The sequence below is a fragment of the Olsenella profusa DSM 13989 genome (assembly GCF_030811115.1).
Taxonomy (GTDB): domain Bacteria; phylum Actinomycetota; class Coriobacteriia; order Coriobacteriales; family Atopobiaceae; genus Olsenella_F; species Olsenella_F profusa.
Genome location: NZ_JAUSQK010000001.1, coordinates 788552 through 802333 on the forward strand (window position 1 = coordinate 788552; position 13782 = coordinate 802333).

The window sequence follows — 13782 nt, forward strand, 5'->3', positions numbered from 1 at the left end:
GGTTTCATCGATGACCTTTCTCCTTGGCTGCAGGGGGAGGTGACGTAGCCTTTCAGGCATGCGCCATGCCCCAACGGAAGATTGTACACGTCGGGAGGGCATATGCCCCACGCGCCGCCCGACCGGCATGAGTCGTTCGCAAATTATCATGTCCTTGCCGAGGATGCATCACAAACAACAAGAGCACTAGCTGCGGCGATGCAATGTGAGAGCCATGCGCATATGCGAACGACTCCCACGACGAGCGCGGAGGAATGCGAACGACTCGAAGAGCAGGGGTGCAGAGGGACGCTGCCGCAGGCTAGAACTTCACCTGGGGAGCCTGGCGCGCTGCCGTGTCGACAACCTCGAAGCCCTGACGCGTCTTGAACCTGCTGCCCGCGACGATGTTGCCAGGGAACGTCTCGATGGCGTTGTTGTAGGTGAGCACGCAGTCATTGAAGCTCTGGCGCGCATATACGATGCGATTCTCGGTATCGGTGAGGTCGGCCTGGAGCTGCTGGAAGTTTGTGTTGGCCTTGAGCTCGGGGTAGGCCTCGGCCACGGCAAAAAGCGACTTGAGCGTGTCAGTGAGCACGTTGGAGGCCTGCATCTTCGCCTCGGGCGTGGTGGCGTTGGCGACGGCTGCACGAGCCTGCGTGACGGCCTCGAGCGTGCCGGACTCGTGCGCGGCGTATCCCTTGACCGTCTCAACGAGGTTGGGAATGAGGTCGTTGCGGCGCTGGAGCTGTGCGTCTATCGTCTGCCAGGCGTTGTCGCAACGATTGTCCTTTGTGACGATGCCGTTATAGAGCGAGACGAACCACACTGCGAGCACAATGATGACAACGACGATGATGCCAAGGATGGGCATAGTCAGTTCCTCCATTCGTCTGCCTGACCACTGCGGGCAGCCCTTCGATTTGCTGTAGTATACCCGCTTGTGGAGAAATGCCACCTGGGCGGAGGCCCAATGGCGGAGGGGGAGGGATTCGAACCCTCGGAACGGGTTACCGCTCGACGGTTTTCAAGACCGTTGCAATCGACCACTCTGCCACCCCTCCGCGTGATGGAGCAGATATATCCTACAACATGTGATCTTTTTGTCATGCGAGAGGGAGACGGTGTGATTCGGGCAAGTGATGACGAGAGGTTCATGCGCCTTGCACTGCGCGAGGCCCGGCTGGCGGCACAGGAGGGGGAAGTTCCTGTTGGGGCCGTGGTGGTCTATGACGCCACACGCGATCCGGCGAGCTCCCTTTACATCGATTCAGAGAGGTCACGGATGGAACGCGAGGACGCACCGGCGCCCCGGGTCATCTCCAGTGCGCATAACCGCCGCGAGCTCGATGAGGATCCTGCGGCGCATGCCGAGTTCCTTGCCATGGAGCTTGCCTCCTGCGAGCTTGGGCACTGGCGGCTTTCGGGCTGTACGGTCTACGTGACGCTGGAACCCTGTCTCATGTGTGCGGGTCTTATGGTGAACGCGCGAGTCGACGGTTGCGTGTATGGCGCGAGCGACCCCAAGGGCGGTGCGGTTGGGTCGCTCTTTGACGTGAGCGCGGACGAGCGCCTCGATCACAACTTTCCCGTGCGGGCGGGTGTGCTCGAGGAGGAATGCTCCCACCTGCTGAAGGACTTCTTCCGCGACCGTCGACGGGGACACCGTCGGCATGCCTCGGCGTAGCTCCTATCGAGCAGAGGCGTTGAGCGAGAGGGGGGCGGCGCGCATGGCTGGGGCGCGTCGCCCCCGCAGCGTCGGCGTCCTTCCGATGGGCCTAGTCGCCCAGCGCCTTCTTGCCCATGGAGTCGGCTGCAACTATGGATGCGTAGAGCTCGTCGGGTGTGACGTCGCCAGCGAGGTTGTGGATGGTCTCGCCCGGCACGCAGGCGTTCCTGGCAATGGTGTGCACCTGGTCATCGGAGCTGATGCCCAGCTGCTCGAGCGTGACGGGAAGGCCAACCTCCAGGCAGAAGTCCTGGACGTCATCGAACTCGTCTTGCGGAGCCCCCTCGAGCACCAGTTGGACCAGGGTACCAAAGGCGACACAGCACCCATGCGGAGCGCTGTGGCCGCCAAGCGCCGTAAGGCCGTTGTAGAACGAGTGCGCAGCCGCACAGTTGACGTTGTCGGCACCGACACCAGAAAGGTAGACGTTTGCCTCCACGATGGCATCCAGGGCAGGCGTGACCACGTTGTTCTCGCAGGCGACGATTGCCTGGGAGCCATAGTCACGGAGCGTCTCGTAGCAAAGCTTCGCCAGGGCCATGCCGGCACGCGTGATGCCGGTTCCCTCCAGGCTGGGCGATTCGGTGCGGAGGGAGGAGCGCCCCTCGAAGTAGGTGCCGAGGGCATCTCCCATGCCAGCGATCAGGAACCTGACGGGCGCGTTGGCAATGACCTGGCTGTCCACCATAACGGCATCGGGGTTGGTGGGATAGAAGAGGTATTTGTCAAAGCTGCCGTCATCGTTGTAGATGACCGAAAGGCCCGTGCAGGGCGCGTCTGTGGCTGCGACGGTGGGTATGGCGACGATGTGCGTGTCCGTGTAGTGGGCGGTCGCCTTGGCCGTGTCTATCGCGGAGCCTCCTCCTGCCGCCACGACGGTGTCAATCTCGTGCTCCTCGACCAGCTCCCGCATCCTTGCGATTTCGCCCTTGCTTGAGACGCCGCCGAAGATCTCCCACTGGCGAACGTCATCGGAGTCCGCAAAGCTCTCCTCGATCTGATCGTGGCACGCCTTGTAGCCACTTTTTGAGCACACAAAGAGCCATCGGCTGCCCATGTAGCCCATCTCATCCTTGAACTTGAGAAGGGCTCCCTTTCCTTGGACGTACTTGAGGGGTTCGCGCATCGCTCGTAGCAGCTTCATGACAGCTCCTCTCATGGAGTCACCGCTTCTCATGGCGGTGAAAGACACTGCAGAGTATATGTGGGTGCCGTGAGGGCGCGGCCGCTCAAGGCGCGACTATTCGCCGGATGTTGTGCCAGCTGGCCTGGAAGGCAGGGAAGTCCGGCCGCCGTGTCTCCGGTATGCCCCAGAGGATGGCGCGTTCGGGGTCTGGCGACGTCCCCACATGTTTGGGCCGTGCGCTTGTGTCATGTGCTGCCTTAGCGAGGGCCCGGCCGAGCGGGTCGTTCGTCCATGAGGTGGCTGCGGTCGTAGATGGTGGGCTTTTCCGTCCTGTGTGCGGACGGTTTCGGAGACGTTTCCCTTTGCCCCGGAAAAGCCCGTGAGTGATACCACAGCCTTACGGGTATCAGGCCCCAAGTATGGTGTGCCGCGCTAACGGCAGGGGATAGACCTGCCCGGGATGCGCGACGTCCAGGTGGCAGAGGGAGTGTGCCCTGCATGCAGGGCGCTTCCGTGCGGAGAGGTAGTGGCAATGAATGGATTGACCGTCATCGTCATCGCGGCGGTGGTCTTGGTCATCGGCTATGGGGCGTATGGCCGTTGGCTCGCAAGGACCTGGGGCATCGACGAGGGTGCGCTGACGCCCGCCGTGCGCATGGAGGATGGCAGGGACTACGCGCCCGCATCGCGCTTCTCCGTGTTCGCGCACCAGTTCTCGTCGATCTGTGGCGCTGGTCCCGTCACGGGGACCATCGTGGCCATGATGTTCGGCTGGCTGCCCGTGCTGCTGTGGGTGCTCGTCGGCGGCGTCTTCTTTGGCGCCGTGCACGACTTTGGCGCCCTCTACGCCTCGATCAAGAACAACGGCAAGTCGCTGGGCCAGCTCATCGAGAAGTACATCGGGAGGACGGGCCGCCGCCTCTTCCTCCTGTTCAGCTTCCTGTTCTGCTGTATCGTCGTCGCCGCGTTCACGGCCATGGTCGCGGGCACGTTCGCCTCGACCTTCGATGCCAGCGGGGCCGTTGACGTCACCAAGTCGTATGCGGCGGGATGCGCGGGGACGATCTCGATCCTGTTCACGTTCGTGGCCATCGGCTTTGGCTGGGCCTGTCGCACCTTCGACCTCAGGGGCGTGGCCAAGTATGCCCTTGCCATCGCCCTCATCGCCGTGATGTTCGTACTGGGCATGCTCTTCCCCCTCTACCTCAACCTGATGGGGTGGACGGCCGTCGTGGCCATCTACCTGGTCTTCGCATGCGCGATGCCCATTCAGGTGCTCAAGCAGCCACGTGACGTGCTCACGGCGATCATGATGGTCGCCATGATCGTCTGTGCCGTGCTGGGCATCGTCGTCATGGGCCTCGACGGTCAGGCGACGATGACCGCTCCCATGATTGCCTCGCCCGAGCAGCTCGGCGCGCTTGCCGCCAAGGGCAACTACCTGTTCCCGCTGCTCTTCGTCTCCGTCGCCTGCGGCGCCCTTTCCGGCTTCCACAGCCTCGTGAGCTCGGGTACCTCGTCCAAGCAGCTCTCCAACGAGCGGGACGCCCTGCCTGTGGGGTATGGCGCCATGGTGCTCGAGAGCTTTGTGGGCACGCTTGCCGTCGTCGTGGCAGCTATCATGTTTGGGGACATGAACACCGTCGGCACCGGCGCCCTCAATGCGGGCGTTGCCAGTACCCCGTTTCAGATCTTTGCCGCCGGTGTGGCGCGCGGCATGCAGAGCTTTGGCGTCAACGGCACCTTTGCGACCGTGTTCATGACCATGAACGTCTCGGCGTTGGCGCTCACCTCGCTGGACGCCGTGGCACGCATAGGCCGCACGTCATTCCAGGAGTTCTTCTTCAAGACCAACGACGTTCAGGCCGAGAAGGCCATCGAGAAGAGCGCCGGCCAGAGGCTCGTGACCAACACATGGTTTGCCACCATCATCACCCTGGTCATCGGTGTGGGGATGTCGCTGGGCGGCTATCTCAACATCTGGCCGCTCTTTGGCGCCTCGAACCAGCTGCTTGGCGGCATGACCATGATCACGCTCGCCGTGTTCTGCAGGTGCACGGGGCGCAAGGGGTTCATGCTGTACGCGCCCGTCGCGTTCCTGCTCTGCTGTACGTTCACGTCACTGACCATGAGCGCCATCAACTGCCTCAACGCGGTCGTCACCAACGCCACGCCGGCCGTGCTCGCCACGAGTGGGCTGCAGCTCGTCTTTGCGGTGCTGCTCATGGTTCTGGGGCTCATCGTCGCCTACAACTGCCTCAAGGAGCTCTTCCGGGCCAAGGCGGGATCCAAGCCTGACGAGGAGCCCGAATGGACGGAGCTCGGCCGCGCGCATGTGACCGAGGTCAGGGCCAAGACCACTACGGGTGACGCAGAGGCCACGGCCGTATAGGGGGAGCGGCTCTCTGCCGGGCCCCGGGAGGGGGTGGACCGGCAGGCTGCCATCACCTCGCAGGACATGACAGCCCACGCGGGGCATGGGTCGCCGCTTGCACGGACGCGTCCCATGCCCCGCGTGGGCTGTCCGTCACCGAGGCTGGGACGAGTGCCGCTGGCCGACAATTTGCAGCAATTTAAACGATTTGTCTCTCCGCGAGGAGTGGCTCTCGATATCCTTAACCTGGATGTATGTCTGCTGCCCCCGCATCGACCCCTGTCGAGTGGTGTGCGGCTCTGGAGGTGGTGACTGCTGCCAGCGCCCTCTACGAACCTTGAAGACTAGAAAACGTTGAGCATAGCCGATGCGATGCGCGGTCGTGAATCACCGGATCTCTGGGACAGGCGTGCCAAAGGACGGGGGATGGCCGTGGCGATGGGGTTGCCTGCGACACCGCGAGAGGGTCTTGGGTGAGGAGAGGGTTCCCATGGCAGAGCGAACAAGGATGTTCACAAGCATCAGAATCGGAAACGTCGAGGTGAAGAACCGCCTGGCGCTGGCGCCGATGGGTGCCTTCGGGCTGGTGGACAGGTACGGTTGCTACAACCAGCGGGCGATCGACTACTATGTCGAGCGGGCGAAGGGCGGCACGGGCCTGCTGATCTCGTCGGTGACGAAGGTCGAGAACACGGTTGACTCGATGATAGACGGCTTCCTGCCCTGCACGGACATCGACCCCGCCCGCTTCGTGCTCACGGCCTCCGAGATGACCGAGCGCGTCCATGCCTATGGCTCCAAGATGTTCCTGCAGCTCTCCATGGGCTTCGGCCGCGTCCTGGTCCCCGCGCTCGCGAAGAAGCCACCCGTCTCCGCATCCGCGGTGCCCAACTTCTGGGACCCCTCGGTCACGTGTCGCGCCATGACTATCAAGGAGATCGAGTTCGTCATACGCAAGTTTGGCGAGGCGGCTGCCATAGCCAAGCGGGCCGGCTTCGATGGCGTCGAGATCCATGCGGTTCACGAGGGATACCTGCTTGACCAGTTCACGACCGCCTTCACCAACCACCGCACGGACAAGTTTGGTGGGGACCTGAGGGGCCGCACGACCCTGCCCGTCGCCATCGTCAAGGAGGTCAAGGGCACGGTGGGAAAGGACTTCCCCGTCGTCCTGCGCTTCTCGATCAAGAGCTGCGTGAAGGGTTTCAATTCGGGAGGTCTCGAGGGCGAGGACTACCAGGAGTTCGGGCGCGACGCCGACGAGGGCTACACCATCGCTCCCTGGTTCGAGGAGGCGGGTTATGACGCCTTCGACGCCGACGAGGGCTCCTACGATGCCTGGTACTTTGCCCATCCCCCCGTCTACCAGCGGCATGGCCTGTATCTCGACCATACGAAGAGGCTCAAGGAGGTCGTCTCCGCCCCGGTCATCGTTGCGGGCAAGAACGACATCCCCGAGCTCGCGGAGAGCGCGCTCGCGGAGCGGAAGGCCGACATGATCGTGCTGGGTCGAGCGCTCCTGGCGGATCCCTCCTGGCCCCAGAAGGTGCTCTCGGGTAAGGAGGACCAGATCAGGCCCTGCATTGGCTGCCATGTGGGCTGCATGGGGCGTGGATTCGAGGGCAAGCACCTCTCGTGTGCCGTCAACCCCGCGTGTGGTCGCGAGCGGCTGTATCGGATCGAGAGGATTGCGGAGCCCAGGAAGGCGCTCGTCGTCGGTGGTGGCGTGGCGGGCATGGAGGCCGCCCGCGTCCTGAGTCTGCGGGGCTTCGAGGTGTCGCTGTACGAGGCCACCGACAGGCTGGGAGGAAACATTCTGCCCGGCTCGGTACCCGACTTCAAGGCCGATGACCGCCGCCTGATCGCCTACTACGAGCGCCAGATGGAGGTCCGGAAGGTCGACGTCCACATGGGCGCGCGGCTCACGGCTGATCAGGTCGGTGACATGGATGCCGACGTCGTCATCCTGGCCACCGGCTCCACCATATGCACGCTGGACGTGCCCTGCAGCCATCCCGAGCGTATGGTCGATGCCGTGTCGGTCCTCGAGGGCGCGCCGGTCGGCCAGAGGGTCACCATGATCGGCGGAGGGCTCGTCGGCTGCGAGACCGCCCTGTGGCTTGCGCAGCAGGGCAAGGAGGTCACCGTCGTCGAGATGCTGCCGGCGCTCCTCTCTGCGGGAAGGCCCGTCCCCTTCATGAACAAGGACATGCTCCTGACGATGATGAGGCGCGAGGGCATCAGGGAGATCACGAACACCTCCCTGCTGGAGGTCACCGAGGAAGGGGCCGTCCTCGTAGACAACCACTTCAGGACCTCGACCGTCCCCTGCGACACCGTGGTGACCTGCACGGGGTTCAAGGCCAACGACCAGCTGTTCAAGGAGCTGTACGGCAGGGTCGAGCACCTCTACAACGTGGGGGACAGCCAGGTGGCGGCGGATGTGATGACGGCGGTCTGGCAGGCCAACGAGGTCGCCCTCAACGTTTCGTGACGTGATGTGACGGCGCCGCCGGCGAGGGGAGGCGCCCGACGTCGCCGTCGTGGCAGGGGCCTGCGAGGGGCGTGGTGGCCCACGCCCCTTGGGGCCATGGCTTCATCGAAGATGGGAGACTCGTATGACGGTATCGATGCATCGGTCGTGACGGACAGGGCCCAATTTCGCTGACAAGGGAGGCGCGTCCCTATGAAGGTGCCTACTAACGAAGACATGAAGGGCATGTACGAGACCCTCGTGAGGATTCGCACGTTCGAGAGCAGGGCGGTGGACCTGTTCGCGGAGGGACAGATTCCGGGCTTTCTTCACTCCTATCTCGGAGAGGAGGCGATTGCCACCGGCGTGTGCGCGAACCTGGAGAGGACGGACTTCATCACGAGCACGCACAGGGGCCACGGCCACATCATCGCCAAGGGCGGCGACACTAGATACATGATGGCCGAGCTGTATGGCCGCACGACCGGCTACTGCAAGGGCAAGGGCGGCTCCATGCACATTGCGGACAGGGACCTGGGGATCCTGGGCGCCAATGGCATCGTGGGAGCCGGACAGGACATCGCCGTGGGGGCGGGCCTCTCCATCGCGTACCGGGGGACCAACCAGGTGACCGCCTGCTTCTTCGGTGATGGCTCCACGAACCAGGGAACCTTCAACGAGGCCCTCAACATGGCGTCCATCTGGAAGCTTCCCATCGTCTTCGTCTGCGAGAACAACCAGTTTGGCATTTCCATGAGCCAGTCCAGGCACCAGGCTATCAAGGACATCGCGGATCGCGCCGTGTCCTACGGGTTCCCCGGCATCGCGGTCGATGGCAATGACGTCATGGCCGTCTATGAGGTGGCGCGAGAGGCGGTCAATCGCGCCCGGCAGGGGCAGGGGCCAACGCTCGTCGAGTGCAAGACCTGGAGGTGGCGTGGCCACTTCGAGGGCGACCCGAGCGTCTACAAGGATCCGGTGGAGCAGGAAGCCTGGATGGAGAAGGAGCCCGTCAGGCGCTACCGTACGTTCCTCGAGGAGAACGAGGTCATGACCGCGGACGAGATGGATGCGGTCGACAAGCGGATTGACGACGAGATCGATGCCGCGGTCGCGTACGCGCAGGAGAGCCCGTTGCCGCAGCCGGAGGACGTCGTCAAGGACGTCTATACCGATATCGTAGAGGAGGTGCGTCACTGATGAAGACCATGAAGGCTATGGAGGCCCTCCGCGAGGGCATGTGCATCCGCATGAGAGAGGACGAGAACGTCCTTTTGCTCGGCGAGGATGTCGGCGCGTTCGGCGGATGCTTTGGCGTATCCGCGGGCATGCTTGACGAGTTTGGGCCCGAGAGGGTTCGTGACACGCCCATCTCCGAGGGTGCCATCATCGGCGCGGCGACGGGCTCGGCGGCGACGGGGCTGCGCCCCATCGCTGAGATCATGTTCTCTGACTTCCTCACGGTTGCCATGGACCAGGTGGTGAACAACGCCGCGTTCATGCACTACATGTTTGGTGGCAAGATCGAGCTCCCGATGGTCGTTCGGACCGTCAATGGCGCCGGCGCGCAGGGGGCGGCGCAGCACTCGAAGTCGATGGAGGCATGGGTCACGCACATCCCGGGCCTGAAGGTGGCGTTCCCCTCCACGCCGCAGGACTGCCTGGGCCTGATGCTCGCGTCCATAGATGACGACAACCCCGTCATCTTCTTCGAGCACAAGATGGCATACGGCCGTGCGGGGGAGGTGGCCTCAAGAGATCCGATCCCCCTGGGCAAGGGCGACATCAAGCGGGAGGGTGACGACCTGACGATCATCGCCTACGGCAACCAGCTGTTCGTGGCGCTGGATGCGGCCGAGGCGCTGGCCAAGGAGGGCATCTCCGCGGAGGTCGTGGATCCTCGCACGCTGTACCCCCTCGACAAGGACCTGATCGCCCAATCGGTCGAGAAGACGGGCAACGTCATCGTGACGTCCGAGGAGTTCAAGCGGGGAAGCTATGCCGGTGAGATATCCGCGTTCGTCTCAGAGGAGCTCTTCGACGACCTCAACTCACCCGTAAGGCGCGTCTGCGCGCTCGACACCCCCGTTCCCTTCGCTCCGATCCTGGAGCAGACCTTCCTCCCGAAGGCCGAGGACATCGTCGCGGCCGCACGGGAGCAGCTGGGATAGGGGGCCGGAGGGCTCGCCCGGTGGCCTGTGACGGGGCGCCGGACGGGCCCCTCCCCGATGGGGGGATGCCTGAGAGGGAGGTCGGATGATGCCAAGCCTGGGAATCATTGCAAACCCCGCTTCTGGCAAGGACATCCGCAGGCTGGTGTCCTATGCGACGATCATCGACAACCAGGAGAAGGTGAACATCGTCAAGCGCCTGGTGCTGGCTGCCCAGTCCCTCGGGGTGGACGAGGTGCTCTTCATGCCGGACAGCTATCACTTCGGCGAGGTGGCGATGGGCGAGCTGACGGCAGACCGTACGCTGAGGGCCTCGTACGAGGTCATGGACCTTCCGATCTTCGCGACCCAGGAGGACACCATCCGGGCGGCCGCCGAGATGGAGCGGCGCCATGTGGGCTGCATCGTCGTTCTGGGTGGCGATGGGACGAGCCGGGCGGTCGCGAAGTCGGTCCGCGACACGCCCATCCTTCCGCTGTCCACCGGTACGAACAACACCTACCAGGAGATGATCGAGGGGACGGTCGCAGGCATGGCTGCCGGCATCATCGCGGGCATGGAGGACCCGTCCCCCTGCTGCATCCGGGACAAGAGGATCGAGGTTCGCGTCAATGGCGGGTTCCGCGACATCGCCCTGATCGATGCCGTCATATCGAGCGACCTCTGGGTGGGGGCGCGGGCGATCTGGAATGCGGATGACATAGGGACGGTGATCGTCACCCGCTGCAGTCCTGCGAGCATCGGCTTCTCGGCGGCCGCCGGCTGTCATTGCGTGATCCTTCCGACGGACGACCGGGGCCTTGCGCTGGAGCTCGCCGGCGGCAGCCATGCCGCGCGCAGGGGAGGCGGGCGGCGATACCGGGCGCCCATCGCGGCGGGCGTGCTGAACGAGATAGAGGTCCTGGACTCCAGGGAGCTCGGCCTCGATGAGCCCTATCGCATCGAGGTCGGGGCAGACGGCATGCTCGCCGTGGACGGGGAGCGGGAGGTCCGCATCGCGAAGGGCGACGTGCTGGACTTCACCATCACGCGCAACGGCCCGCTGCGCGTGATGGTGCGCAAGACGCTCGACCAGGCGGTCGACGACAACCTGTTCGAGCTCCGCTAGTCGAGAGGAGGCGTGCGTCATGGCTGAGAAGGTGCTGATGCCCAAGCTGGGCATGACCATGACGGAAGGTACCGTCGAGGAGTGGAGGGTGAAGGAGGGCGATGCGGTCGAGAAGGGCCAGGCGATCGTCTCGGTGGCGACCGACAAGCTGACGAACGATGTGGAGGCGCCGTGCGAGGGGGTGGTCTTGCGGATACTCGCCGCGGAGGGCGCGTCGGTCCCGGTGTCAGCCACCCTCGCCTACCTCGGCGCACCCGGTGAGGCCATCCCCGAGGAGGGGGCCACCGATAGGACCGTCGCCCAGGCCGCGCCCGCGGGACCTGCGGACGAGGTCACCGCGGTGCCGAGGGGGTCCTCCAACAGGGACGTGAGGGCCGCGCCGGTTGCGCGGAAGCTGGCGAAGGAGCATGGCGTTGACCTGTCGCTCGTGGAGGGAACGGGGCCCAACGGGCGCATCAGGAGGGAGGACGTCGAGGCCTTCCTCGCGGCACAGTCCCAGGGTGAGGCGCAGGCTCCCCTTCGCGTGAGTCCAACCGCGCGGAAGCTCGCGGAGGATACGGGCGTTGACGTGAGCCAGCTGGACGTCGGCGGGCGCCGCATCATGAAGGACGACGTCCTGGGCGCAGCCGGTGGGTCCGTGCGGGCCAACGTGGCGGCCGAGCCGGAGGGCGATGACTATCCGCCGATGAGGGTCAGCTCCATGCGACGCAGCATCGCCAGGAACATGACGGCGTCCTGGCACACCTCGCCACGCGTCACCTACACGCACCCGGTCGACTGCACGGCGCTCAAGGCCCTGCGCACCACCTTGCGGGAGCCCTTCGAGGCAGAGGGGCTCAAGATAACGTACAACCACATCATCATGAAGGTCGCGGCCCAGGCCCTGATGGAGTTCCCAGACATCAATGCGAGCTTTGACAGCGAGCAGCTGACGCGGCATGCCCACGCGAACGTCGGGCTTGCCGTCGCCAAGGGGGATGGCCTGATCGTCCCCAACGTGAAACGGGTGGAGGCCAAGGCGCTGAGGGAGGTCTCCCGCGAGACGGAGGGCCTGATAGCAGCCGTCCGGGACGGCAGCATCGGCATGGATGACGTCATGGGTGGGACGTTCTCCATCACGAACCTGGGACGGTATGGCGTCACGGGCTTCTCGCCCATCATCAATCAGCCTGAGCTGGCGATCCTGGGTGTCTGCGCCATCGTCGACACCCCGGTCGTGCGCGACGGCCGCGTGGTCATCCGTCCGATGATGAACCTCTGCCTGGCTGCCGACCACAGGGTCGTGGACGGCGTCATGGCCGCCGGGTTCCTACGGCGCATCGCGGAGCTCGTGGAGAATCCCTACCTGCTGCTGGCGTGAGGGGGCAAGAGCATGGACAGGACAGGAGCATCACGGGCAGCCACCTCCGGAAGCAGGACGGTCATCGTGATAGGGGGCGGGCCGGGAGGGTATGTTGCGGCAATCCGTGCCGCACAGCTCGGGGCCGCCGTCACCCTGATCGAGCGGGAGCACATTGGCGGCACCTGCCTCAACATCGGCTGCATACCGACCAAGTGCCTCCTCCACAGCGCGGAGCTGCTCTGTGAGATCCGGGACTGGGGGACGGAGGTCGGCATCGACGTGGATGGTGCGCGGGTCAACGTCCCCCAGCTCATGGCCCACAAGGACAGCGTGGTCAACCAGCTCACTTCCGGTGTGGCCGGGCTCCTTCGCCTCCACGGCGTCAAGGTGATCGAGGGTGAGGCGAGGTTCACCGGACGACGGGAGATCGAGCTGACCAGGCGGGATGGGTCAGGGGAGACGATGGGTGCCGATGACCTCGTCGTTGCCTCGGGCTCCGTCAACGCGGTGCCCCCCATCCCGGGCCTGAGGGAGGTGCCCGCCTGCATCGACTCGACGGGGGCCCTGGGGCTCACGCGCCTGCCCGAGTCGATGGTCGTGATTGGCGGCGGGGTGATCGGCGTGGAGCTGGCCTGCGCCTATGCGGCATTTGGAACGAGGGTCGATGTCGTCGAGGCGCTTGACCACGTGCTCCCGATGCTCGACGGCGACCTCACCAAGATCGGCATCGCACACATGAGGCGGATGGGCATCAAGCTCCACCTGTCCTGCCCCGTCCAGAGGGTGGAGGAGCGCGCCGGAGGGGCGACGGTCGTCTGCAGGGACGAGAATGCGGGCCAAGAGGTCACCTTCGAGGCCGAGAAGGTCCTCGTGGCGGTCGGGCGCGCGCCCAACACGGCCTCCCTCGACCTCGCGGCCGGCGGCATCGACAACGAACGGGGCGCCATCCGTGTCAACGACCGCATGCAGACGAACGTCAGGGGCGTGTATGCCATCGGGGACTGCGTGTGGGGGCATGCGCGGCTGGCCCACACGGCGATGGCCATGGGAGAGGTCGCCGCCGAGACCATCATGGGCCTGGAGGCACGGTACGACGAATCGACAAACCCCACCTGCGTCTACATGGAGCCGGAGGCGGCGTCGGTCGGCCTGACGGAGGAGCAGTGCCAGGAGCGGGACATCGCCTATCGAGCCGCGAGGTTCCCCCTGGCAGGCAACGGCAAGGCGCTGATCGAGAATGGTGGCGAGGGCCTGGTCAAGATCATCGCGGAGCCACGATACGACCAGATTCTGGGCATGCACATCATAGGGCCGCGAGCAACCGACCTCATCAGCGAGGGGGCCCTGGCGATTCGCCTGGAGGCAACGGTGGACGAGCTGGTGAGCACGATTCACGCGCACCCCACGATCTCCGAGGCCGTGAGGGAGGCGTCCCTCAGCTACTTCGGCCGCGCGATCCACGTCAAGAGCTGAGGGCCAT

The 13782-nt window shown here is 64.8% G+C and carries 10 protein-coding genes and 1 tRNA gene; 8 read left to right on the plus strand and 3 right to left on the minus strand.

Annotation, left to right across the window (positions count from 1 at the left end):
- Window positions 1–301 precede the first annotated feature (301 nt).
- Window positions 302–853 (minus strand): LemA family protein, encoded by a 552-nt coding sequence (locus J2S71_RS03580; RefSeq protein WP_021727429.1) that lies wholly within the window; start codon window positions 851–853, stop codon window positions 302–304.
- A 100-nt stretch (window positions 854–953) separates the two neighbouring features.
- Window positions 954–1043: transfer RNA gene (locus J2S71_RS03585), tRNA-Ser, on the minus strand.
- A 62-nt stretch (window positions 1044–1105) separates the two neighbouring features.
- Between J2S71_RS03585 and J2S71_RS03590 the strand changes: the two genes are divergently transcribed.
- Window positions 1106–1666 (plus strand): nucleoside deaminase, encoded by a 561-nt coding sequence (locus tag J2S71_RS03590; protein ID WP_021727361.1) that lies wholly within the window; start codon window positions 1106–1108, stop codon window positions 1664–1666.
- A 91-nt stretch (window positions 1667–1757) separates the two neighbouring features.
- Here the strand turns inward: J2S71_RS03590 and J2S71_RS03595 are convergent, their stop codons facing one another.
- The gene (locus tag J2S71_RS03595; protein ID WP_307388807.1) at window positions 1758–2852 is read right to left on the minus strand and encodes a glycerol dehydrogenase; all 1095 of its coding nucleotides are present in this window, start codon (window positions 2850–2852) and stop codon (window positions 1758–1760) included.
- A 514-nt stretch (window positions 2853–3366) separates the two neighbouring features.
- Here J2S71_RS03595 and J2S71_RS03600 point away from each other — a divergent pair.
- The 7 genes from J2S71_RS03600 (at window position 3367) to lpdA (ending at window position 13775) form a co-directional block, all read left to right on the plus strand.
- Window positions 3367–5226 carry a carbon starvation CstA family protein gene (locus J2S71_RS03600; protein WP_307388809.1) on the plus strand — a complete coding sequence of 620 codons (1860 nt, stop codon included), beginning with the start codon at window positions 3367–3369 and terminating at the stop codon, window positions 5224–5226.
- Between the two features lie 472 nt (window positions 5227–5698).
- Entirely contained in the window at window positions 5699–7702 is a 2004-nt protein-coding gene (locus J2S71_RS03605) for an oxidoreductase (protein WP_307388811.1), read from the plus strand.
- Window positions 7703–7894: 192 nt separating this feature from the next.
- Window positions 7895–8881: a thiamine pyrophosphate-dependent dehydrogenase E1 component subunit alpha gene (locus J2S71_RS03610; protein ID WP_021727411.1), complete on the plus strand. Its 987-nt coding sequence runs from the start codon at window positions 7895–7897 to the stop codon at window positions 8879–8881.
- Window positions 8881–9852 carry an alpha-ketoacid dehydrogenase subunit beta gene (locus J2S71_RS03615; protein WP_307388814.1) on the plus strand — a complete coding sequence of 324 codons (972 nt, stop codon included), beginning with the start codon at window positions 8881–8883 and terminating at the stop codon, window positions 9850–9852. Before J2S71_RS03610 ends, J2S71_RS03615 begins: the two co-directional genes overlap by 1 nt.
- Window positions 9853–9940: 88 nt before the next feature.
- Window positions 9941–10960, plus strand: a complete 1020-nt coding sequence (locus J2S71_RS03620; RefSeq protein WP_307388816.1) for an ATP-NAD kinase family protein — start codon at window positions 9941–9943, stop codon at window positions 10958–10960.
- Window positions 10961–10979: 19 nt separating this feature from the next.
- Complete coding sequence (locus J2S71_RS03625; RefSeq protein ID WP_307388818.1) at window positions 10980–12320, plus strand: dihydrolipoamide acetyltransferase family protein; 1341 nt, start codon at window positions 10980–10982, stop codon at window positions 12318–12320.
- A gap of 12 nt (window positions 12321–12332) precedes the next feature.
- Complete coding sequence (lpdA, locus tag J2S71_RS03630) at window positions 12333–13775, plus strand: dihydrolipoyl dehydrogenase (RefSeq protein ID WP_307388820.1); 1443 nt, start codon at window positions 12333–12335, stop codon at window positions 13773–13775.
- Window positions 13776–13782 lie beyond the last annotated feature (7 nt).

Bases quoted from the DNA above. Each gene is read 5' to 3' on its own strand.
- J2S71_RS03580 (WP_021727429.1), bottom strand. From the start codon at position 853: ATGCCCATCCTTGGCATCATCGTCGTTGTCATCATTGTGCTCGCAGTG.
- J2S71_RS03595 (WP_307388807.1), bottom strand. From the start codon at position 2,852: ATGAAGCTGCTACGAGCGATGCGCGAACCCCTCAAGTACGTCCAAGGA.
- J2S71_RS03600 (WP_307388809.1), top strand. From the start codon at position 3,367: ATGAATGGATTGACCGTCATCGTCATCGCGGCGGTGGTCTTGGTCATC.
- J2S71_RS03605 (WP_307388811.1), top strand. From the start codon at position 5,699: ATGGCAGAGCGAACAAGGATGTTCACAAGCATCAGAATCGGAAACGTC.
- J2S71_RS03610 (WP_021727411.1), top strand. From the start codon at position 7,895: ATGAAGGTGCCTACTAACGAAGACATGAAGGGCATGTACGAGACCCTC.
- J2S71_RS03615 (WP_307388814.1), top strand. From the start codon at position 8,881: ATGAAGACCATGAAGGCTATGGAGGCCCTCCGCGAGGGCATGTGCATC.
- J2S71_RS03620 (WP_307388816.1), top strand. From the start codon at position 9,941: ATGCCAAGCCTGGGAATCATTGCAAACCCCGCTTCTGGCAAGGACATC.
- J2S71_RS03625 (WP_307388818.1), top strand. From the start codon at position 10,980: ATGGCTGAGAAGGTGCTGATGCCCAAGCTGGGCATGACCATGACGGAA.
- lpdA (WP_307388820.1), top strand. From the start codon at position 12,333: ATGGACAGGACAGGAGCATCACGGGCAGCCACCTCCGGAAGCAGGACG.